Annotated in this window: 20 protein-coding genes and 1 tRNA gene; 14 read left to right on the top strand and 7 right to left on the bottom strand. The window is 65.0% G+C overall.

What is annotated here, in order from left to right; genetic code table 11:
• The first annotated feature begins 49 nt into the window (after positions 1-49).
• Positions 50-943, top strand: coding sequence for an acetylglutamate kinase (argB, locus tag ACFP9U_RS01755; RefSeq protein WP_378618562.1), 894 nt, complete (start codon positions 50-52; stop codon positions 941-943).
• A 33-nt stretch (positions 944-976) separates the two neighbouring features.
• On the opposite strand, the gene ACFP9U_RS01750 is transcribed toward argB, so the two are convergent.
• On the bottom strand, positions 977-1,882 hold the full coding sequence (locus ACFP9U_RS01750; RefSeq protein WP_378618560.1) for an EamA family transporter: 906 nt from the start codon (positions 1,880-1,882) through the stop codon (positions 977-979).
• A gap of 170 nt (positions 1,883-2,052) precedes the next feature.
• Between ACFP9U_RS01750 and ACFP9U_RS01745 the strand changes: the two genes are divergently transcribed.
• A complete protein-coding gene (locus tag ACFP9U_RS01745) occupies positions 2,053-2,754 on the top strand; it encodes a pyrimidine 5'-nucleotidase (protein WP_378618559.1) in 702 nt (233 codons plus the stop codon).
• On the opposite strand, the gene ACFP9U_RS01740 is transcribed toward ACFP9U_RS01745, so the two are convergent.
• Together ACFP9U_RS01740 and ACFP9U_RS01735 are read right to left on the bottom strand one after the other, a co-directional pair.
• Complete coding sequence (locus ACFP9U_RS01740) at positions 2,755-2,997, bottom strand: hypothetical protein (protein WP_378618557.1); 243 nt, start codon at positions 2,995-2,997, stop codon at positions 2,755-2,757.
• A gap of 78 nt (positions 2,998-3,075) precedes the next feature.
• Positions 3,076-3,915, bottom strand: a complete 840-nt coding sequence (locus ACFP9U_RS01735) for an LOG family protein (protein ID WP_378618556.1) — start codon at positions 3,913-3,915, stop codon at positions 3,076-3,078.
• Positions 3,916-4,069: 154 nt separating this feature from the next.
• Between ACFP9U_RS01735 and dapD the strand changes: the two genes are divergently transcribed.
• Genes dapD through ACFP9U_RS01715 form a run of 4 tightly spaced genes read left to right on the top strand, consistent with a single transcriptional unit; the run spans position 4,070 to position 7,147 of the window.
• Positions 4,070-4,924, top strand: a complete 855-nt coding sequence (dapD, locus tag ACFP9U_RS01730; protein ID WP_378618554.1) for a 2,3,4,5-tetrahydropyridine-2,6-dicarboxylate N-succinyltransferase — start codon at positions 4,070-4,072, stop codon at positions 4,922-4,924.
• A 24-nt stretch (positions 4,925-4,948) separates the two neighbouring features.
• Entirely contained in the window at positions 4,949-5,317 is a 369-nt protein-coding gene (locus tag ACFP9U_RS01725; RefSeq protein ID WP_378618552.1) for a DUF805 domain-containing protein, read from the top strand.
• A 49-nt stretch (positions 5,318-5,366) separates the two neighbouring features.
• Positions 5,367-6,557, top strand: a complete 1,191-nt coding sequence (gene dapE / locus ACFP9U_RS01720; RefSeq protein ID WP_378618551.1) for a succinyl-diaminopimelate desuccinylase — start codon at positions 5,367-5,369, stop codon at positions 6,555-6,557.
• Positions 6,557-7,147: a transporter gene (locus ACFP9U_RS01715; RefSeq protein WP_378618549.1), complete on the top strand. Its 591-nt coding sequence runs from the start codon at positions 6,557-6,559 to the stop codon at positions 7,145-7,147. Before dapE ends, ACFP9U_RS01715 begins: the two co-directional genes overlap by 1 nt.
• Here the strand turns inward: ACFP9U_RS01715 and truA are convergent.
• Genes truA through fmt form a run of 3 tightly spaced genes read right to left on the bottom strand, consistent with a single transcriptional unit; the run spans position 7,141 to position 9,319 of the window.
• Complete coding sequence (truA, locus tag ACFP9U_RS01710) at positions 7,141-7,884, bottom strand: tRNA pseudouridine(38-40) synthase TruA (protein WP_378618548.1); 744 nt, start codon at positions 7,882-7,884, stop codon at positions 7,141-7,143. The genes ACFP9U_RS01715 and truA overlap by 7 nt on opposite strands.
• A gap of 2 nt (positions 7,885-7,886) precedes the next feature.
• Positions 7,887-8,390, bottom strand: a complete 504-nt coding sequence (locus tag ACFP9U_RS01705) for a GNAT family N-acetyltransferase (protein WP_378618546.1) — start codon at positions 8,388-8,390, stop codon at positions 7,887-7,889.
• The gene (gene fmt / locus ACFP9U_RS01700) at positions 8,387-9,319 is read right to left on the bottom strand and encodes a methionyl-tRNA formyltransferase (protein WP_378618545.1); all 933 of its coding nucleotides are present in this window, start codon (positions 9,317-9,319) and stop codon (positions 8,387-8,389) included. The genes ACFP9U_RS01705 and fmt overlap by 4 nt, the downstream gene beginning before the upstream one ends.
• Positions 9,320-9,708: 389 nt before the next feature.
• On the opposite strand from fmt, the gene ACFP9U_RS01695 reads away from it, so the two are divergent.
• The 6 genes from ACFP9U_RS01695 (at position 9,709) to ACFP9U_RS01670 (ending at position 15,074) form a co-directional block, all read left to right on the top strand.
• Positions 9,709-10,092: a DoxX family protein gene (locus tag ACFP9U_RS01695; RefSeq protein WP_378618543.1), complete on the top strand. Its 384-nt coding sequence runs from the start codon at positions 9,709-9,711 to the stop codon at positions 10,090-10,092.
• Between the two features lie 171 nt (positions 10,093-10,263).
• A complete protein-coding gene (locus ACFP9U_RS01690; RefSeq protein ID WP_378618541.1) occupies positions 10,264-11,013 on the top strand; it encodes a TVP38/TMEM64 family protein in 750 nt (249 codons plus the stop codon).
• Positions 11,014-11,038: 25 nt separating this feature from the next.
• Positions 11,039-12,466, top strand: coding sequence for a dihydrolipoyl dehydrogenase family protein (locus tag ACFP9U_RS01685; protein ID WP_378618540.1), 1,428 nt, complete (start codon positions 11,039-11,041; stop codon positions 12,464-12,466).
• 56 nt (positions 12,467-12,522) lie between these two features.
• Positions 12,523-14,022, top strand: coding sequence for an ATP-binding protein (locus ACFP9U_RS01680; RefSeq protein WP_378618538.1), 1,500 nt, complete (start codon positions 12,523-12,525; stop codon positions 14,020-14,022).
• Between the two features lie 167 nt (positions 14,023-14,189).
• Positions 14,190-14,266 (top strand) — tRNA-Arg (locus ACFP9U_RS01675).
• Between the two features lie 277 nt (positions 14,267-14,543).
• A complete protein-coding gene (locus tag ACFP9U_RS01670) occupies positions 14,544-15,074 on the top strand; it encodes a dihydrofolate reductase family protein (RefSeq protein ID WP_378618537.1) in 531 nt (176 codons plus the stop codon).
• Between the two features lie 73 nt (positions 15,075-15,147).
• Here the strand turns inward: ACFP9U_RS01670 and ACFP9U_RS01665 are convergent, their stop codons facing one another.
• Positions 15,148-16,044 (bottom strand): AraC family transcriptional regulator, encoded by an 897-nt coding sequence (locus ACFP9U_RS01665; protein ID WP_378618535.1) that lies wholly within the window; start codon positions 16,042-16,044, stop codon positions 15,148-15,150.
• Between the two features lie 96 nt (positions 16,045-16,140).
• On the opposite strand from ACFP9U_RS01665, the gene ACFP9U_RS01660 reads away from it, so the two are divergent.
• Together ACFP9U_RS01660 and ACFP9U_RS01655 are read left to right on the top strand one after the other, a co-directional pair.
• Entirely contained in the window at positions 16,141-16,890 is a 750-nt protein-coding gene (locus tag ACFP9U_RS01660) for an SDR family oxidoreductase (protein ID WP_378618533.1), read from the top strand.
• 114 nt (positions 16,891-17,004) lie between these two features.
• Positions 17,005-17,823: an LssY C-terminal domain-containing protein gene (locus ACFP9U_RS01655; RefSeq protein ID WP_378618532.1), complete on the top strand. Its 819-nt coding sequence runs from the start codon at positions 17,005-17,007 to the stop codon at positions 17,821-17,823.
• The last annotated feature ends 399 nt before the right edge of the window (positions 17,824-18,222 follow it).

Raw genomic sequence — 18,222 nt, 5'->3', positions numbered from 1 at the left:
CCGCGAATGCGCTATGAGACCGCTGGTCGATCAAGCCTTGGGGGCCGAGATGACGGAGAATGCCGGGATTGCCGAAGACCAGGCCCGCCTGCTTTCGGCGGCGCTGCCCTATATGCAGCGCTACGAGAACTCCACGGTCGTGGTGAAATATGGCGGCCACGCCATGGGCGATGCCATGCTCGGCCGCGCCTTTGCCCGCGACGTGGCGCTTCTGAAGCAGTCCGGCGTCAACCCCATCGTCGTCCACGGCGGCGGGCCGCAGATCGGCTCCATGCTCAAGAGCATGGGCATCGAATCGAAATTCGAGAACGGCCTTCGGGTCACTGACCAGGAGACGGTCGAGATCGTCGAGATGGTTCTGGCCGGCTCGATTAACAAGCAGATCGTCGCCCTCATCAACGCCGAGGGCGAATGGGCGATCGGCCTGTGCGGCAAGGACGGCAACATGGTCTTTGCCGAAAAGGCCCGCAAGACCGTGACCGACCCCGATTCCAACATAGAGCGCGTGCTCGACCTCGGCTTCGTCGGCGAGCCGGTGGAGGTCGACCGCACGCTTCTGGACCTGCTCGCCCGCTCCGAGATGATCCCCGTGATCGCACCCGTGGCGCCGGGCCGCGACGGCCACACATACAACATCAACGCCGATACGTTCGCCGGCGCCATCGCCGGCGCCGTCCAGGCCAAGCGGCTCCTCTTTCTCACCGACGTTCCGGGTGTTCTCGACCGCAACGGCAAGCTCATCGATGAACTCACCGTCGCCGATGCGCGCGCCCTGATCCGGGACGGGACGATCGCCGGCGGCATGATCCCGAAGGTCGAGACCTGCATCGAAGCGATCGAGCGCGGCGTGGAGGGTGTCGTTATCCTCAACGGCAAGACCGCGCACTCGGTCCTGCTCGAACTCTTCACCGAGCACGGCGCCGGTACGCTGATCGTGCCCTGACCCCCGCCGGCCTCCTTTCGAGCCCTGAAGGCCTCAGCCGATCAGCATCAGCGCCACGATCCCGGCGACGATCAGCACGCAGCCGGCCACTTCCGTGCGGTTGATCCGCTCGCCGAAGAAATAGACGGACGAGGCGAAGGTGAAGATCATTTCCACCTGAGCCAGTGCCTTCACCACCGCCGCCTGCTGCAGCGTCATTGCCGTAAACCAGCCGAGCGAGGCCGTGGCACCGACGAAGCCAGCGAAGAGCGAGGGCTTCCAGGCTCGGCCGATACGCACCAGCTCATCGCGGTCCCGCCACAGCATCCAGCCCGCCATGAGGACCGTCTGGAAGCCGATGGTGAACATCAAAGTCGTGGCTGCCTGCATCAGGAAGTTCGGCCCCCCGAGCGAAAGCGAGGCGGCGCGGTAGGAGACTGCGGCGATGCCGAACAGGGTGCCCGAGGCGAGCCCGATGAGGGCGTTGCGGCTGACCAGCGAGGCGAAAAGATTGCGCCAGCTCATTGTCGTGTGGGCGACCGAGATCAGCATGACGCCGACGACCGTGATCGCGATCGCCGCCAGCGCCCCAGGGCCGGCCAATTCGCCGAGGAAGATCAACCCGAAGATCGCCGCCTGCACCGGCTCCGTGCGCGAATACGCTGTGCCGACCGCGAAGTTGCGGAAGGAGAAGAGATGGATGAGCAGGAAGTTCGCGGCGATTTGCGTCGTTCCGCCGATGAGGACCCACACCAGGAACCTGCCGTTCGGCTGCGCGAAGGCGAAATCTGCGAAAACATGCAGCGCCAGGACGAAGAGAACGGCGAAAGGCAGGCCGAAACCGAAGCGAACGAAGGTGGCGCCGGTCGTGCCCATGACGCCCTTCAGGTGTTTTTGCGCCACCGAGCGCAGGTTCTGCAAAAACGCGGCCGCGATGGTGATGGGGATCCAAAGTTCCATGGAAATGTCCGAAATGGCGGGCGGGCAAGATGCCAAGACCTACCGGCCTCGCCTCATCGGCGCAAGCATGCTTGGCTGGCGGCGCAGTCCGTTGCGTTCATCGCGCGCCGGCAAACCGTTTCCATCAGGTTTGCGTTGAAAAGGCAGGCGAAACATCTGACATAGGAAGCATGACAAACCGTCCCGATCCGGCCCGATTCGCCCATGTCACCGACTGGGTGTTCGATCTCGACAACACACTTTATCCCCACGACAGCAATCTGTTTTCACAGATCGACGTGCGGATGACTGCCTATGTGTCGGAACTGCTGCAGCTTTCTCGCGAGGACGCGCGCACGCTGCAGAAGGCGCTCTATCGCGAGTTCGGCACGACGCTGAAGGGGCTGATGGAGCGCTATCGCGTCGATCCGGACGACTTTCTGCAGAAGGTGCACGATATCGACTACGACTGGCTGCAGCCGGATCCCGCACTTGGCGAGGCCATCCGTGCCCTACCCGGCCGCAAGTTCATCTTCACCAACGGCAGTCGCCGACACGCCGAGTGCGCCGCACGCCAGCTCGGCATTCTCGACCATTTCGAGGATATATTCGATATCGTCGCCGCCGGCCTCACCCCGAAGCCGGCGGCCGAAAGCTACGACCTGTTTCTCGCCCTGAACACGATCGTCGGTTCGGATGCGGTGATGTTCGAGGACCTGGCGCGCAATCTTCTGGTCCCCAAGCATCTCGGGATGACCACCGTGCTGATCGTGCCGAAGAATTTCGAGCCGACCTTCTCGGATATCTGGGAGCAGGACAAGGAACAGGAAGACCACGTCGACTACGTGACGGACGACCTCACGCACTTCCTGCGCGCCGTTGCGCCAGGCTAGCTAACGCCGTCGCTTTTCTGGCCGGTAGGCGGCACGCTCCAGCACCTTCTGTGTTTCGCTGTCCTTGTCGGAACCGAGCAGTGTGCCGAGACCGCGATTGGCACGGGTGTCTTTCTCGATGCGCTCTTCGGGCGTCTCTTCTTCCGCGTCCCGGGCTTTCTGGGGCTGCGACTTGGTCGCGTGCCCCAGGTCCCTGGCCTGCTGGCCATCCATGATGTCGTCGTCAGGTACGCTTCTGGGCATATCGGCCTCCTCTATTCAAGGAAGAAACGCCGCGAGGCCTGTCGGCGTTCCCTAGGGGCGCAGCGCCGCCGCCGTGCTCTACAGCTTGTAGAACGCCGCTATATGGGACCACGCGTCCTCGGCGGTGTCGACGAAGGTGATGAGTTCCTCGTCGCCCGGCGAGATGGTGCCTTGCTCGGCCAGGAACTCGAGGTCGATGGCGCGCTCCCAGAACGTACTGCCGAAGAGGATCACCGGCATGCGTTCCATGCGGCCGGTCTGGATGAGGGTCAAGGCCTCGAAGAGCTCGTCCATCGTGCCGAAGCCACCGGGAAAGACGGCCACGGCCTTGGCCCGCATCATGAAATGCATCTTGCGGATCGCGAAGTAGTGGAAGTTGAAGCACAGCTCCGGCGACACATAAAGGTTCGGCGCCTGCTCGTGCGGCAGGACGATATTGAGGCCGATGCTCGGGGCCCCACAGTCAGTGGCACCGCGGTTGCCCGCCTCCATGACGCCCGGCCCGCCGCCGGTCACCACCACATATTCGCGGTAGCGCGATTTGGCCGACTGCTCCGAGCACAACCGCGCGAACTTGCGCGCTTCGTCGTAATAGCGGCTGTTGTCCTCGAGGTTCTTTTTCTGCACCTCGTTCTTCGCCGCCCACGCCTCGCCGCCCGGTTCGGGAATGCGCGCGCCGCCGAACAGGATGACGGTGGAGCGGATGCCGCGCTCGGCCAGCACCATCTCCGGTTTCAAAAGCTCGAGTTGCAGGCGCACCGGCCTGAGCTCGCGGCGCGTCATGAAGTCCTCGTCGTCCCAGGCAAGCCGGTAGGTCTCGGCGCGCGTCTGCGGCGTGTCGGGTACGCTGCGGGCGCGTTTCAGGTCCTCGTCGGAATGCGGCAGGGGTGTCCAGCCGCTTCTGTCCTCTGTTTTCATGCGGTCCCTGTCCCGTGTTCCGGCGCGTCCCCCCGCGCGGCCGCGATTGACCCTTTCCGGCGCTTCGCATAGGTTCGCGCCGGCTTGTCTTGCAAGCCCATTCTGACCTTATTTTGCAGCCCTTAACAGCCCGTGTAGCGGAGACAACCTGCAGATGAAGAACCCGGACATCGCCGCCCTCGAGCAAACGGTGGAAAAAGCGTTCGAGGAGCGCGATTCCGTGACGGTCGAAACGCGCGGCGAGGTGCGCGAGGCGGTGGGGGAAGCGCTGGCCTTGCTCGACAGCGGAAATGCGCGCGTCGCCGAGCGGGGGGCTGACGGCACCTGGCAAGTGAACCAGTGGCTGAAGAAGGCCGTGCTGCTCTCCTTCCGGCTCAATCCGATGCAGATCATCAAGGGCGGGCCGGGCGAGGCAGTCTGGTGGGACAAGGTGCCTTCCAAGTTCGACGGCTGGGCGGCCGGCGATTTCGAGCGCGCCGGCTTCCGCGCCGTGCCCAATTGCGTGGTGCGCCACTCCGCCTATGTGGCGCCGGGCGTCGTCCTCATGCCCTCCTTTGTGAATCTCGGCGCCTATGTCGGCAAGGGCGCCATGGTCGACACATGGGCGACGGTGGGCTCCTGCGCGCAGATCGGCGAGAATGTGCACCTGTCCGGTGGTGTGGGCATCGGCGGTGTGCTGGAGCCGATGCAGGCCGGCCCTACCATCATCGAGGACCATTGCTTCATCGGCGCGCGCTCGGAGGTGGTCGAAGGCTGCATCGTACGCGAGGGCTCCGTGCTCGGCATGGGTGTGTATATCGGCAAGTCCACCAAGATCGTCGACCGGGCGACGGGCGAGGTTTTCTATGGCGAGGTGCCGCCCTATTCCGTCGTGGTGGCCGGCACCATGCCGGGCAAGCCCATGGGCAACGGCGAGCCGGGCCCGGGCCTCTATTGTGCCGTGATCGTCAAGCGCGTCGACGAGAAGACCCGCGCCAAGACGTCGATCAACGAGCTTCTCAGGGACTGACGGCGCAAAAGGGGGCGGGCGGACGTGGACGGAAAACAGCTCAAGTGGCTCTTCTTCGGCTTTTCCGGTCGCGTCAGCCGCATGGCCTATTTCCTGGCCGGCCTTCTCCTGGCGATCTTCCAGGCCTTCGCGCTCTACCAGTTCACCCTGGCGCCGGAGGAAAGCAGCGCCAGCCAGGTATGGGCAACGCTCTTCTGGACCGTCTTCTTCATCTCCGTCTGGTCCTATGTGGCGCTGGGGGTGAAGCGGCTACACGATTTCGGCAAGCCGGGCATCTTCGCCGTGACGCTGTTCATTCCCATGGTCTCGATCCTCGCCTTCATCGTCCTGTGCCTCTATCCCGGCGATCCCGGTGGGAACGAATACGGGGAGCGGACCAACGCGCCGCGGTGAGCCGACTTGGCGGATGACAGCAGCGCCTGCTTCGACTATCCCTCGCTTTATGACATTGCCTACGGATCCAGTTGCCAATCTGTCCGCTCTCATCCGCTGTCCTTCCGTTACGCCGGAAGAGGCCGGAGCGCTCACCGCCTTGGAGAAGATGCTCGCGCCTCTCGGTGCGACGGTTGAACGGCCGATCTTCCGTGACGGCGGAACACCGGATGTGGAGAATCTCTATGCCCGTCTCGGCGAGGGCGGCCCGCACCTGATGTTCGCCGGCCATACGGACGTGGTGCCCCCCGGCGACGAGGGTGCCTGGCGGCATCCGCCCTTCGCCGCGGAGGTTGCCGACGGCGCCATGTTCGGCCGCGGTGCGGTGGATATGAAGGGGGGCATCGCCTGTTTCGTCGCAGCCCTCGGGCGGTATGTGGACGCCCACGGGGCGCCCCGGGGCTCCGTCTCGTTCCTCGTCACCGGAGACGAGGAGGGCCCGGCGGTCAATGGGACGGTGAAGCTCCTCGAATGGGCCAGAGAGCGCGGGGAGACGTGGGACGCCGCGCTGGTCGGCGAGCCGACCAACCGCGAGATGCTGGGCGACATGATCAAGATCGGCCGGCGCGGCTCGCTGTCGGGCCGGATCACCGTCCGCGGGAGACAAGGCCACGTGGCCTATCCTCATCTGGCGGACAATCCGGTGCGCGGCCTTCTCGCGTTCGCCGAGGCGCTTCTCCAACCGCCATTCGACGAGGGAACGTCCGATTTCCCGCCGAGCAATCTGGAGCTCACGTCGATCGACGTGGGCAATCCCGCCGTCAACGTCATTCCCGCCCGCGCCACGGCCGCCTTCAACGTGCGTTTCAACGACCTGTGGGAGACTGAAACCCTGCAGGCCGAAATTCACCAGCGCCTCGATCGTGCGGCGGCCGGCGAGAACCGATACAGACAGGAGCGGCCAGACCCGGTCGACTTCGACATCGAATGGCGCGATCGTCCGAGCCCGGCTTTTCTCACACGAAACGAAAGGTTGGTGAAGACGCTTGCGGCCGCCGTCGGCGCGGTCACGGGCCGCCGGCCCGAGCTTTCCACCTCCGGCGGCACCTCCGACGCCCGCTTCATCAAGGACTACTGTCCGGTGGTCGAGTTCGGCCTCGTCGGCCAGACCATGCACATGGTGGACGAGCGGGTCGCGCTCGAAGACCTGGAGACGCTGACGCGCATCTACACGCGTTTCCTGGACGATTGGTTTGCCTGATGCCCTCAGGTGCGGAAGTTCAAGAACATCTGACCGGAGTCTGGCGCATAATGACGGGCCGGGCCGATGGCTTCAAGATGCTCGACCTGTCCGTCGACGGCTTCTGGAATTCGTTTTTCGCCATCGTCGTGGCGCTGCCCGCACTGGTCGTCGGATGGGTCGGGATCGCCAACGACATGGCGGGAATGCTTACCTTCGAACTCAGATTGTCCCTTTTGTTGCGGCTGTTCCTGGCCGATATCGGCGCCTGGATCCTGCCGCTGGTCGTGCTGGCCGTGGCCGCCCGCCCGGCCGGCATTGCAAACCGTTTCGTCCACTACGTGGTAGCCAGCAACTGGGCCTCGGCTATCTTCGCATGGCTGATGCTGCCGCCTGCGCTTTTGCGCATGTTCATGCCTTCCGCGGGGGAACTGATCGTTCTCGTCTCGCTTCTCCTGTTTGTGGCGACGCTCGTCCTCTCCTGGCGGGTGACGGTGGCCGCGATCGCCCGGGGGCCGTCGGTCGGCTCGGCCGTCTTCTTCGCCATGCTGGTCACCTCAATCGGTGTGCTGATGAGCTTGCAGGCCCTGCTCGGGCTCGACATTCAGTAGTCGACACGGACGAGGTACAGTCCTTGCGGCGGTGCCACGGGGCCACAGGCAGCGCGGTCGCGCGCCGCAAGCGCTCGCTCCACATCCTCCGCCATCCAGGCGCCTTCCCCGACCCTTTTCAGCGTGCCGACGAGGGAGCGCACCTGATTGTGCAGGAAGGAACGCGCGGAGGCACGGATCTCGATAATCTCGCCCGCGCGCAATACATCCAGCCGGTCGAGCGTCTTTACCGGGCTCTTCGCCTGGCATTGGACGGAGCGAAAGGTGGTGAAATCGTGCTTGCCGAGGAGGCGCTGTGCCGCATCATCCATGGCCTCGGTGTCGAGCCGGCGCACCACGTGCCAAGCCCGGCCGCGCTCGAGCGCCGGCGGCGCGCGCCGGTTGACGATCCGGTAGAGATAGTGCCGTGCCCGGGCGGAGAAGCGCGCATCGAAGTCCGCCGCCGCCTCGGCAGCGCCGAGCACGCTGACGGTTTCGCCGGCGAGACCGAGATGGGCGTTCACCGCGTCGCGCACGGTATCGGCTTTCCAGGTATGGGTGAGGTCGAAATGGGCGACCTGGCCCAGCGCATGGACGCCGGCATCCGTGCGCCCGGCCCCGCGCAGGATCACGTCCTCGCCGCTGAAGGCGGCGATCGCCTTTTCGATCGCTTCCTGGACGCTGGGCTGTCCGGCCTGGCGCTGCCAGCCGGCATAGGCCGCGCCGTCATATTCGACGTCGATACGATAGCGCGGCATGGTCAGCCGAGATCCGAAAAGGGCGCGGCATAGTCGAGCCGGCCGGTCGTTGGCGCCTCGTCCCAGGCCAGCGCCTGCAGGGCCTCGCCCTGATAGACGCTTTCGAAATTCGCCGCGCGCGCATGCGTATAGCCGAAACGGCAGTAATAGGCGGGATCGCCGAGCACGACCGACAGGCGTTCGCCCAACCGCTGCAACTCCAGATGCGCTTCGTCCACCAAAGCCGTACCGATGCCTTCGCCCTGATGGGTCGGAGCGACGGCGAGAGGCGCCAGCGCCACTGCGGGAAACGAGGTCTCTTCCTGTCTCACCATCAGGCGGGAGAAAAGAATATAGCCGCGGGGATCTCCGTCGCGCTCGGCGACGAGCGAAAGGACGATGTGGCCGCCCGCGCGCAATGCATCCACCAGTCGCGCCTCGCCCTCGGTGCCAAAGGCGCTGGTGAGCAGCGCACCGATCGCTGACCGGTCCTGCGGGTCTTCCGGGCGTATGACGACGGCGCTCATGACAGGCGGTCCCCCTTCTCGAGCTTAGCGCCGCGCAGGAAATCACCGGCCGAAACCGGCTTGCCGCCGGCGCGCTGCAGCGTGACGAGGCGCACCGCTCCCGTCCCGCAGGCGACAGTGAGATCATCAAGAACCGTTCCCGGAGAACCACTGCCTTCAGAAAGCTCTGCGCGCAACAGCTTCAGGCGCTCGCTCCGCCCGCCGAGATTCATCGTGCACCAGGCACCGGGAAAGGGCGCAAGCCCGCGGATGTGGTTGTGGACCTCTCTGGCCGGGCGGCGCCAGTCCACACGCGTCTCGTCTTTGGAGATCTTTTGCGCGTAGGTGGTCCCCTCCTCCGACTGCGACTCCAGCCGGAGTTCCTTGCGTTCAAGCTTCGCAATCGCTTTGGCCATGAGCAGCGCGCCCTTTTCCTTCAGCACGTCGTGCAATTCACCGGCGGTCATGTCAGGCCCGATCGGCACACGCTCGGTCAGCCCCACGGGCCCGGTGTCCAGCCCTTTCTCCATCTTCATCACCATGACGCCCGTCTCGCGGTCGCCGGCCATGATGGCGCGCTGGATGGGCGCAGCGCCGCGCCAGCGCGGCAGCAGCGAGGCATGGCCGTTGTAGGCGCCGAAGCGCGTGCCTTCCAGCACCGGCTTCGGCAGAATGAGACCGTAAGCCACCACCACCGCCGCATCCGCTTTGAGGGCACGAAAGGAGGCATGTTCTTCCGTCGGCTTCAATGATTCCGGCGTACGCACGGGCAGGCCGAGTGCTTCAGCCGCCTGATGCACGGGGGATTTCACCAGTTCCAGCCCGCGCCGGCCGGCCGGTCGCGGCGGCTGCGTGTAGACAGCCGCGATCTCATGCCCGGCCCCGGCCAGCGCACGAAGCGTCGGCACGGAGAAATCCGGCGTTCCCATGAAAACGAGGCGTAGGGGCATGACTTGATCCGGTGCCTGGAAGACGTTGTCTTGAAACGCCGTCGGGCGTTCGCACCCCGTTTCAAACGGGTTTACACGCTTCAGGTCAAGGCCCTCGAAGCTCCACACGTTCCGTGTTGCGAGCATTGCACCGTCAGCAACAACTGGCTGCGATCATCGCGTCTTCCGAGTTCATTGTCCGGCCGGTGGCGCGTCGGGCAGTGCTCACGCGTCGGTGGATACCGGCGGCTGGTGGCCGAAGGGCAGAATTCGACCCTCGAACTTGTACTTGATGTGCGTGACGTCTAGAGGCAGTTAGGAGACGCAGTGTCAAACGAAATGCGCCTCGCGCCGGGACCACGTAGCGGCTAGGACACTGCATCTTTTGAGCGCAAAGCGGGATTGCACCCATGCCGAAAAATTTTCTTGTACTTCTCGGACGAATTCTCATCGCCGTGATCTTCGTCGCCTCCGGTTTCGGCAAACTCACCGATATCGCCGGCACCGCCGGCTATTTCGGCAGCATCGGCCTGCCGATGCCGACCGCCACGAGCTGGATCGTGGGACTGCTGGAATTCCTCGCCGGGCTGGCCGTTCTGTTCGGCCTGTGGACGCGGATCGCCGCGGTGGCGCTGGCCGCCTTCACCGTAGGGGCGGCGCTCGTCGCGCATCTCGATTTCGCCGATCAGATGCAGGTCATCAACCTGATGAAGAACCTCGCCATGGCCGGCGGTCTCCTGGTCCTGGCCGCACACGGCCCGGGAGCGATCTCGGTCGACTCCCGCGGCGGTTGAAGTTGCACGCGGCCTCAACCTTGGAACGGCCGATCACGAGGAGGTGATGGCTCGGGGGTGCCTTCTCAAAAGCCGGTGAGACGGGCGCGGGCGCATTGCCGGGCGCCCGGGAACAAGTCATGACAGGCGCCGGAACCGATAAGAGCCTGAACAGGCCGGCGAAGGCGCGAGATGACCAAGGCGGACGACAGGAAAGGCGCAGCGTATCGCCGCACGGCGTGGCGGTTCGCACCGCTGGTCGTCATCATGCTCGCACTCGCTGCCACCTACGCCCTGGGCTGGCACCGCCACCTCAGCATTTCCGGGCTGGCCGAAAGCCGTGCGGTTCTGAAAGCCTATGTGGATCTGCACCCCGTGCTGGCGCCCGCCCTGTTCGTCCTGGTCTATGCGGCCGCGGTGGCGATCTCGTTTCCCGCCGCTTCGCTGCTGACGGTCGCCGGCGGCTTCCTCTTCGGATGGCTTGTCGGCGGAACGCTCGTGATCATCGCCGCGACGACGGGTGCGACGCTCCTCTTCCTCGCCGCGCGCACGGCCTTGCGCGGCGTCTTGCGGGCGCGGGCGGGTGAACGCATCTCCCGGCTGGCCGACGGCTTCGAGGCCAGTGCGTTCGGCTATCTCCTGATCTTGCGCCTCGCCCCTGTCTTCCCCTTCTGGCTCGTCAACATCGCGCCCGCCTTTTTTGACGTGCGGGTGAGCACCTATGTGGGCGCGACCGCGCTCGGCATCATGCCGGGCTGCTTCGCCTACGCCTATCTGGGAGAGGGCCTGGAAAGCGTCCTTCTGGCGGCGGCCCAATCCGGGCAGGATCTGCACTTCAGGGAACTCGTGACGCCGGAACTGACGCTGGCTCTGTTTCTGCTTGCCGCTTTGGCGGCCGTGCCCATCCTGCTAAGACGGTTGCGGGGTGCCGGCTCATCCTGATCTTCATCGGCTTCAGGCGTTTTTCATGACCACGCTTCTCAAACCGGATATCTGCGTCATCGGCGGCGGTTCGGGCGGGCTTTCCGTCGCGGCGGCGGCGGCCGCCTTCGGCGTGCCGGTGGTGCTGATCGAGAAGGGCAGGATGGGCGGCGACTGCCTGAACTATGGCTGTGTGCCCTCCAAGGCGCTGCTGGCGGCGGGAAAGCATGCGCACCAGTTCTCCCGCGGCCGCCCTTTCGGGGTGGCGGATGTGGAGCCCGAGATCGATTTCGCGCAGGCGATGAAGCATGTCGAGCGGGTGATCGGTGCAATCGCACCCAACGACTCGGTCGAGCGCTTCACGGCGCTGGGGGTGCGGGTGCTCAAAGAGGAAGCGCGCTTTCAGGACCCGCGCACGGTCGTGGCCGGCGATCATGTGATCCGCGCCAGGCGCTTCGTGATCGCCACGGGCTCCGCGCCGGCCGTCCCACCGATACCCGGGCTCGACACCGTGCCCTTTCTCACGAACGAAACGATCTTCGCGCGGCGGCGGCTGCCGCGGCACCTGGTGGTGATCGGCGGCGGGCCGGTGGGCATTGAACTGGCCCAGGCGCACCGGCGGCTCGGTTCACGCGTCACGGTCATCGAGGCCGCGGCGGCGCTCGGCAAGGAAGACCCGGAACTGGCGGCAGTGGTCCTTGAGCGCCTGCGGGCGGAAGGGGTGGACATCCATGAGCAGGCGAAAGTGGAACGCGTGGAAAGGCATGGACGCACCGGGATCCGCATCCACCTCGAACGCGCGGAGGAGCCGCTGACGGTCGAGGGCTCGCATTTGCTCGTGGCGACGGGGCGCAAACCCGATCTGAAGCCGTTGGCGCTGGAAAAGGCGCGCATCGCTCATGACGCGCGCGGTATCAAGGTGAACAGGGCCCTGCGCACCACCAACAGGCGCGTCTATGCCATTGGAGATGTCACCGGCGGGCTGCAGTTCACCCATGTTGCCAATCATCATGCCGGCCTTGTCACACGCGCGCTCCTGTTCCGGCTGCCGGCCCGTGAGAACCGCCTCGTCATTCCGCGGGTCACCTATACGGACCCCGAACTCGCGCATATCGGGCTCACCGAGTCCGAGGCGCGGGCGCACGAGCGCGGCGTCAAGGTGCTGCGCTGGCCCTATGCCGAAAACGACCGGGCCCAGACCGAGCACCGCACGGAAGGCTTCATCAAGCTCGTCGCCGGGCGCGGCGGGCGGCTCCTCGGCGTGACGATCGTCGGCGCGGAGGCCGGCGAGATGATGAACTTCTGGTCGCTGACCCTGTCGAAGGGTTTGCGCATCAAGGACATCGCCGGCTATGTGGCCCCCTACCCGACCATGAGCGAGATCGGCAAGCGCGCCGCGCTCGCCTATTACGGCGAGGCCACCCGGAGATCATCGGTGCGTAGACTGATTCGCTTCCTGCGTTTATTCGGTTAGACTCGGGGGCTCCGGGAAGCCCGGCACGACCGGAGCATCTCTGGCAGGGAGCGGCCATGGCCGAGAATGAACGGCAGGACGGGCGCAACGAGGCAGCGGACGACCGGCGCGCGGTGCCGCTGACGCGCGGGCTGTCGACGAAATTGCTCCTTCTGACCATCCTCTTCGTGATGCTGGCGGAGGTGCTGATCTTCATTCCCTCCGTCGCCAATTTCGCCCAGCAATGGATGCGCCAGCGGCTGCAGAGTGCAGCAGCCGTCGGCATCGTTCTGATGGAAGGCGATCCCGACAGCCTGAGCCGCCGCGCCAGCAACGACGTCCTGATGGCGACCGGCGCCATGGCCATCGCGGTGCGCGACGGCGGGACCTCGCGCCTGCTCGTCGTCTCGCAGATGCCGCCGGAGATCGACATGCACGCCGACCTCGACAATGTCGGCCCGCTCAAGGCGATCCGGCAGGCCTTCGGCACGATGTTCTTCGGTGGCGACAGGGTTCTGCGCGTGTTCGGCCGCGTCGGCGAAAGCCGCAACCAATACGAAATCATCATCCCCGACAGCGCGTTGCGTTCGGCCATGCTGGTCTATGCGCGTAACGTAGCCGTACTTTCGCTCATCATCTCGCTTTTCACGGCGATGCTGGTCTTCTATGCCATCAACCGCATCATGATCGGCCCGATCCGCGCCATGACCCGATCCATGCTGGCTTTCGCGGCAGCGCCCGACGACGCTGAGCGCATCATCAAGCCGGAAGACCGGGACGACGAGATTGGCATCGCCGAGCGGGAGCTTGCCGGCATGCAGGAAACACTCAACCGGGCGCTCGGCGAGCGCAAGCGGCTGGCAGATCTCGGCCTTGCGGTCTCCAAGATCAACCACGACATGCGCAACATGCTGGCCGCGGCCCAGCTCATGTCCGACCGCCTGGCGCAGATCAAGGACCCGACGGTACAGTCGCTGACGCCGAAGCTGGTGCGTACGCTCGACAGGGCCGTCTCCTATTCCGAAGGGGTTCTGGCCTATGGCCGCGCCCAGGAGGCGCCGCCATCGCGCCGGCGGTTGCAGCTTCACGCGCTGGTGGAGGACGTGCGCGCCACGCTCGGCATCGACCCGGCCAGCGGGATCGAGTTCGTGAACAAGGTGGATCCGCTTCTCGAAGTGCACGCGGATTCGGAACAGCTTTTCCGCGTGCTCGCCAATCTGTGCCGCAACGCCGTCCAGGCCATGTCGGGCAAGGACGAGGCGGCGCTGGTGCGGCGGCTGACCGTCTCCACCCTGCGGGAGAACGGCGCTCTGCGCATCTTCGTGGCCGATACCGGGCCCGGTCTGCCGCCGCGGGCGCGCGAGAACCTCTTCACCGCCTTCCGCGGCTCGGCCAGAAGCGGCGGCACGGGCCTTGGCCTGGCCATCGCCCAGGAACTGGTGCGCGCCCATGGCGGGGAAATCTCCCTTGTGGAAAGCGGCAGCGGGCACACGGTCTTTGCCATAGACCTGCCCGATGCCGTCCGCGTGCCGTCAACACCGGCCAGAACCGGCCAGAGGCACGAATCTGCGCGGTGAACGGCCGGCCGGAGACACATGACCCGTTCCGGCGCCATTGGCGTGCCGGTGAAAAAGCGTTTAAGATTTGTCACTTCCGTGCTTGCTTTTGCCGTCCTCTATCGTTAGGTAAGCGGCGTTCGGCCAACGGCCGGTTCGGCCTTGATGGCCGCTGCCGAAGCAGCAAAGCGCCCGTAGCTCAGCTGGATAGAGCACCAGACTACGAATCTGGGGGTCGGGAGTTCGAATCTTCCCGGGCGCGCCACTTTTGCATTTCCGCCACGCCACATCGAAATTGCCGCCGCTCGCCGCCGAACTGCGCCCGGGCGATGGCCGCTACGCACCGCTATAGCCGTCCAACGAGTCTGCCACCCGGTCCCACAAGCCGCAGTATAGTCAAATTGATCGGGCAGCCCAACCGTTCGGCGTTCCATGCGCACTCCAAAAACCAATTGCAAAATGCAATCATTCGAGCTAGCTTATAATCGATCGCGTTACGCAGCCACAACGCGCGGATGTGCCGCGTGAGGAGGGAAGCGGGCATGGCTAAGCTCGTGTTTGGAATGAACCAATCCCTGGACGGCTACGTCGACCATATGGCGTTTGCGCCAAGCCCCACGCTCTTCCGCCACTTCATCGAGGAGGCGCAGGGGCAGGCGGGCAGCGTGTATGGTCGCCAAATGTACGAGGTCATGCGTTACTGGGACGATGATCATCCTGAATGGAATGCAGAGGAACGCGCCTTCGCAGCGGCGTGGCGGAAACAGCCGAAATGGGTCGTCTCGCGCTCGTTGAAGTCGGTCGGTCCCAACGCCAGGCTTGTTGAGGGTGATCTTGAGGGCGCGATCCGCGCGTTGAAGGCCGAGCGCGACGGGGAGATCGAAGTTGCCGGCCCGGACTTGGCGCGAAGCCTCACCGAACTTGGCCTGATCGACGAGTATCGAATCTACCTGCACCCCGTCGTGCTTGGTCACGGCAAGCCGTATTTCGCCGGACCCAGGCCGCGGCTCCGTCTTGTGGCCAGTGACCGGATCGGCGAGGATGTGGTCAAATTGACCTACGTTCCCGCTTAGTCTCGCGACGGGACCTGTCGGTCCGCTCACGGCTCTCAAACCGGCACAGTTAGAAACACCTGATCTCGCAGCTTCATGCACCGCGGGCGTACTGCGCTGGCGACGCCCCCATGCGCCGCGAGAACGCCGAGCTGAAGGCACTCGTTGAGCCATATCCGATCTTCGCCGCAATCTCCGCGATGCTGTGCTGCCGCGATCGAAGCATGTGCTTGGCGAGCGTCATCCGCCAGCTTTGCAGGTATTCCATCGGCGCCATGCCCACCACCCGGTTGAACCGTGTGAAGAAGGCCGAGCGGGACAGCCCCGCCTCGCGCGCCAGCTCGGCGACGCTCCATGCGCGGTCCGGCGCCGCGTGGATGACGCGTAGCGAGCGGGTCAACCGGTCATCCGTCAGGCCGCGCAGCAGGCCTGGCGTGGCGCCCGTCCCCGTCGAGGAACGCAGAGCTTCGATGAGCAGCACCTGCAGCAGATGTTCCAGAACCACGTCGCGGGCCGGTCGATCTGCGCGCGCCTCGTCCCGCACCAGCCGTGCCAGATCGCCAAGGCGCTGCACGCCCCGCACCAAGGCGATATCGGGAAGCAGCGGTACCAGAAGCTCCGCATCCGGAGCGCCGAAGCTGCAATAACCGATGAGCTGCTGCACCTCGACAGGCGCATCCTCCGGCCCGATCCGTACTGTTCCGTCCGGACGGATCACAGGATGGCTTTCCAGCCCAGGCGGCGGCACGGGATCGGTACTCGACATGGAAAAGCTCTCCACCGCCGGCACCAGCACGAAATCTCCTTGGCAAAGGTCCATCGGCGGCTTGCCGTCCACCTCGAGACGTGTCCGACCGGCAAGCAGCAGGCAGTAGTAAACCTGTCCCACCTCGGTACGCCGCACGCGCCATGCGCCGGAAGCGTTCACCAGCTTCGAAAAGGGCGCGCGCGGGCGCAAAAGGGCAATCACTTCGGAGAGCGGATCTGACATATCGGACTCTCGATAAACAATCGTGGATGTACGATTATAGAAAGTTCGCTCTGTAAGGTCGATATCCCGGGTATCCGAGAAAAGGAGACACGATTCATGAATACCGTGATGATCACCGGATGTTCCTCCGGCTTCGGGCTGGAGACCGCGCGCCACTTCATCGACCAGGGCTGGTCGGTCGTCGCCACGATGCGCAGCCCGCGCGAGGACGTCTTGCCCGCCTCCGACCGGCTGCGCATCCTGCAACTCGACGTGACCGAGCGCGATGCGATCAGCCGCGCGGTCGAGGCGGCAGGTCCGATCGACGCCCTCGTAAACAATGCGGGCATCGGCTGGATGGGTCCGCTGGAGGGCACGCCGGAAGAGACGATCCGCGAAATCTTCGAGACCAACACTTTCGGCACGTTCGAGATGACCCGCGCCGTGCTGCCGCAGTTCCGGGCACGCGGAGCGGGGACGATCGTCAATGTTTCCTCCAGCACGACGCTGAAGGCGCTGCCGCTGCTGCCGATCTACACGGCCAGCAAGGCTGCGGTGAATGCCTTCACCGAATGCCTGGCGCTGGAGCTCGAGCCCTTCGGCATCCGCACGCGGCTGGTCCTGCCCGGCCAGGCTCCGGGAACCCGTTTCGGGGCCAACGCACGCGGCAAGATGGCAGAGGCAGGGGGCATTCCCGAAGCCTATGACGCTTTTGCCAAACGGGTCTTTGCCGCCCACGCGTCGGCGGCGGACGCGAAGGTCACCGAGCCGGAGGACGTCGTTGCAGCCATCTGGCGGGCAGTGACCGAGCCGGACTGCCCCTTGCGCCAGGCCGCAGGCGCCGATGCGTTGGCTCTTGCCGCATGACGGCAGGAATGCCGCGGGCCCTGTCCGACGCCAGTGACGGCAGGGCAGCGGGCGCCGACGCAGGTGCCCCCTGCCGGCTACCGCCGGCGAGGCTTTGGTGTTTATGATGCGCCCATGACTCGCCTCGCCCGATGGATACAGCGCGTCCTCATCTTCTTGATCGCCTCAGCGACGTTATGGTTCATCGTCACCCAGATCTTCGAGAGGATTGACCAGCGGGTCCCCGTCTTCGCTGCATTGCTGCTTACCTACGCCCTCGCTGCCTATGTGGTCCTGCCGCCGGTCATCCGTGCGAGCGTGGCGGTCCTCCGCCGCAACCGTATCCCGAGAGTCACGCGCGCAGCGGACGGCCTTCCCGCAGATCCCGTCAATGTCGTCCTGATCGGCTCGCAGGAGCAGCTCCGCTCGGCATTTGCAGTGGCAGGCTGGCAGGTTGCCGATATACTAACACTTCGCTCTGCCGTGAGAATGGTGGTGAGCTTCGTTCTCGATCGTTCCTATCCTACCGCCCCGTTCAGTGCGCTCTATCTGTTCGGCCGCAGGCAGGACATCGGCTTCCAAGAGGACGTCGGCAACAGTCCGAGGAAGAGGCATCACATCCGCTTCTGGGCGGCAAACATCGACCCTGAACTCGGAGCCGGCGATCTTGCGTACTGGACGCGGAAATTGCGCATCGATCCGTCGCAATCACATATCTGGGTCGGCGCTGGCACGACCGATACCGGCTTCGGCCTGCAATCCATGACATGGCAAATTTCGCATAGGGTGGACCGCGATGCAGATTCCGAGCGCGAGCATATCGTGGCCACGCTTCGTAACTTCGGCTGCATTGCGGAGGAATACTATATCGAAGCAGGTGAGCCGGTGGGAACCCACTTCACAACCGATGGCCGCATCTTCCACGCCCGGCTCGTCCCTCGCGGCTGGCCATAGGAACAACCGGTTTGCTGCCCAAGTACGACCCGCATGTGCTTGGCTAGGGCTGCGGCGAAAGCGGAGCGAGGCGTTTGAAGATCTGCTCACGGGTCCCGCAAGAACCCGGGATTCCGCGAGGCATAGGACCAAGACGAGCGTATGGGCCATGGCCGCTCCCCTTTGTGATTGCGAAGCGCCGGACGATCGGTCCATAGATGCGATGATGGAAACGACAGCAAAGACAGGCACGATCCCGAATGTCCGCCAAGCCTGAGCAGGCATGCCGTTCTGCAAATCCGGCTCGTCTTGACCACAGCGTGCGCAACGACAGCGATGATGGTTCCGCGCGTCGGCGTACAGTTGAAGGAACTTGATCTCACGCCTGCCTGCCGGCTGGTACCGAACGCGCCAGCTTCG

The organism is Nitratireductor sp. GCM10026969 (genome assembly GCF_042660605.1).
Taxonomy (GTDB): Bacteria; Pseudomonadota; Alphaproteobacteria; order Rhizobiales; family Rhizobiaceae; genus Chelativorans.
The sequence above is the reverse complement of the archived record's forward strand: the minus strand, read 5'-3'. Positions and strand labels throughout refer to the sequence as shown.

Excerpts from the sequence above, each read along its gene's own strand:
- ACFP9U_RS01670 (WP_378618537.1), top strand. The coding sequence starts at position 14,544 with ATGGCTAAGCTCGTGTTTGGAATGAACCAATCCCTGGACGGCTACGTC.
- ACFP9U_RS01705 (WP_378618546.1), bottom strand. The coding sequence starts at position 8,390 with ATGAGCGCCGTCGTCATACGCCCGGAAGACCCGCAGGACCGGTCAGCG.
- ACFP9U_RS01655 (WP_378618532.1), top strand. The coding sequence starts at position 17,005 with ATGACTCGCCTCGCCCGATGGATACAGCGCGTCCTCATCTTCTTGATC.
- ACFP9U_RS01735 (WP_378618556.1), bottom strand. The coding sequence starts at position 3,915 with ATGAAAACAGAGGACAGAAGCGGCTGGACACCCCTGCCGCATTCCGAC.
- ACFP9U_RS01685 (WP_378618540.1), top strand. The coding sequence starts at position 11,039 with ATGACCACGCTTCTCAAACCGGATATCTGCGTCATCGGCGGCGGTTCG.
- ACFP9U_RS01665 (WP_378618535.1), bottom strand. The coding sequence starts at position 16,044 with ATGTCAGATCCGCTCTCCGAAGTGATTGCCCTTTTGCGCCCGCGCGCG.
- ACFP9U_RS01690 (WP_378618541.1), top strand. The coding sequence starts at position 10,264 with ATGACCAAGGCGGACGACAGGAAAGGCGCAGCGTATCGCCGCACGGCG.
- ACFP9U_RS01745 (WP_378618559.1), top strand. The coding sequence starts at position 2,053 with ATGACAAACCGTCCCGATCCGGCCCGATTCGCCCATGTCACCGACTGG.
- ACFP9U_RS01750 (WP_378618560.1), bottom strand. The coding sequence starts at position 1,882 with ATGGAACTTTGGATCCCCATCACCATCGCGGCCGCGTTTTTGCAGAAC.
- argB (WP_378618562.1), top strand. The coding sequence starts at position 50 with ATGACGGAGAATGCCGGGATTGCCGAAGACCAGGCCCGCCTGCTTTCG.
- ACFP9U_RS01660 (WP_378618533.1), top strand. The coding sequence starts at position 16,141 with ATGAATACCGTGATGATCACCGGATGTTCCTCCGGCTTCGGGCTGGAG.
- ACFP9U_RS01680 (WP_378618538.1), top strand. The coding sequence starts at position 12,523 with ATGGCCGAGAATGAACGGCAGGACGGGCGCAACGAGGCAGCGGACGAC.
- ACFP9U_RS01715 (WP_378618549.1), top strand. The coding sequence starts at position 6,557 with ATGCCCTCAGGTGCGGAAGTTCAAGAACATCTGACCGGAGTCTGGCGC.
- ACFP9U_RS01695 (WP_378618543.1), top strand. The coding sequence starts at position 9,709 with ATGCCGAAAAATTTTCTTGTACTTCTCGGACGAATTCTCATCGCCGTG.
- fmt (WP_378618545.1), bottom strand. The coding sequence starts at position 9,319 with ATGCCCCTACGCCTCGTTTTCATGGGAACGCCGGATTTCTCCGTGCCG.
- dapE (WP_378618551.1), top strand. The coding sequence starts at position 5,367 with ATGACATTGCCTACGGATCCAGTTGCCAATCTGTCCGCTCTCATCCGC.
- truA (WP_378618548.1), bottom strand. The coding sequence starts at position 7,884 with ATGCCGCGCTATCGTATCGACGTCGAATATGACGGCGCGGCCTATGCC.
- dapD (WP_378618554.1), top strand. The coding sequence starts at position 4,070 with ATGAAGAACCCGGACATCGCCGCCCTCGAGCAAACGGTGGAAAAAGCG.
- ACFP9U_RS01740 (WP_378618557.1), bottom strand. The coding sequence starts at position 2,997 with ATGCCCAGAAGCGTACCTGACGACGACATCATGGATGGCCAGCAGGCC.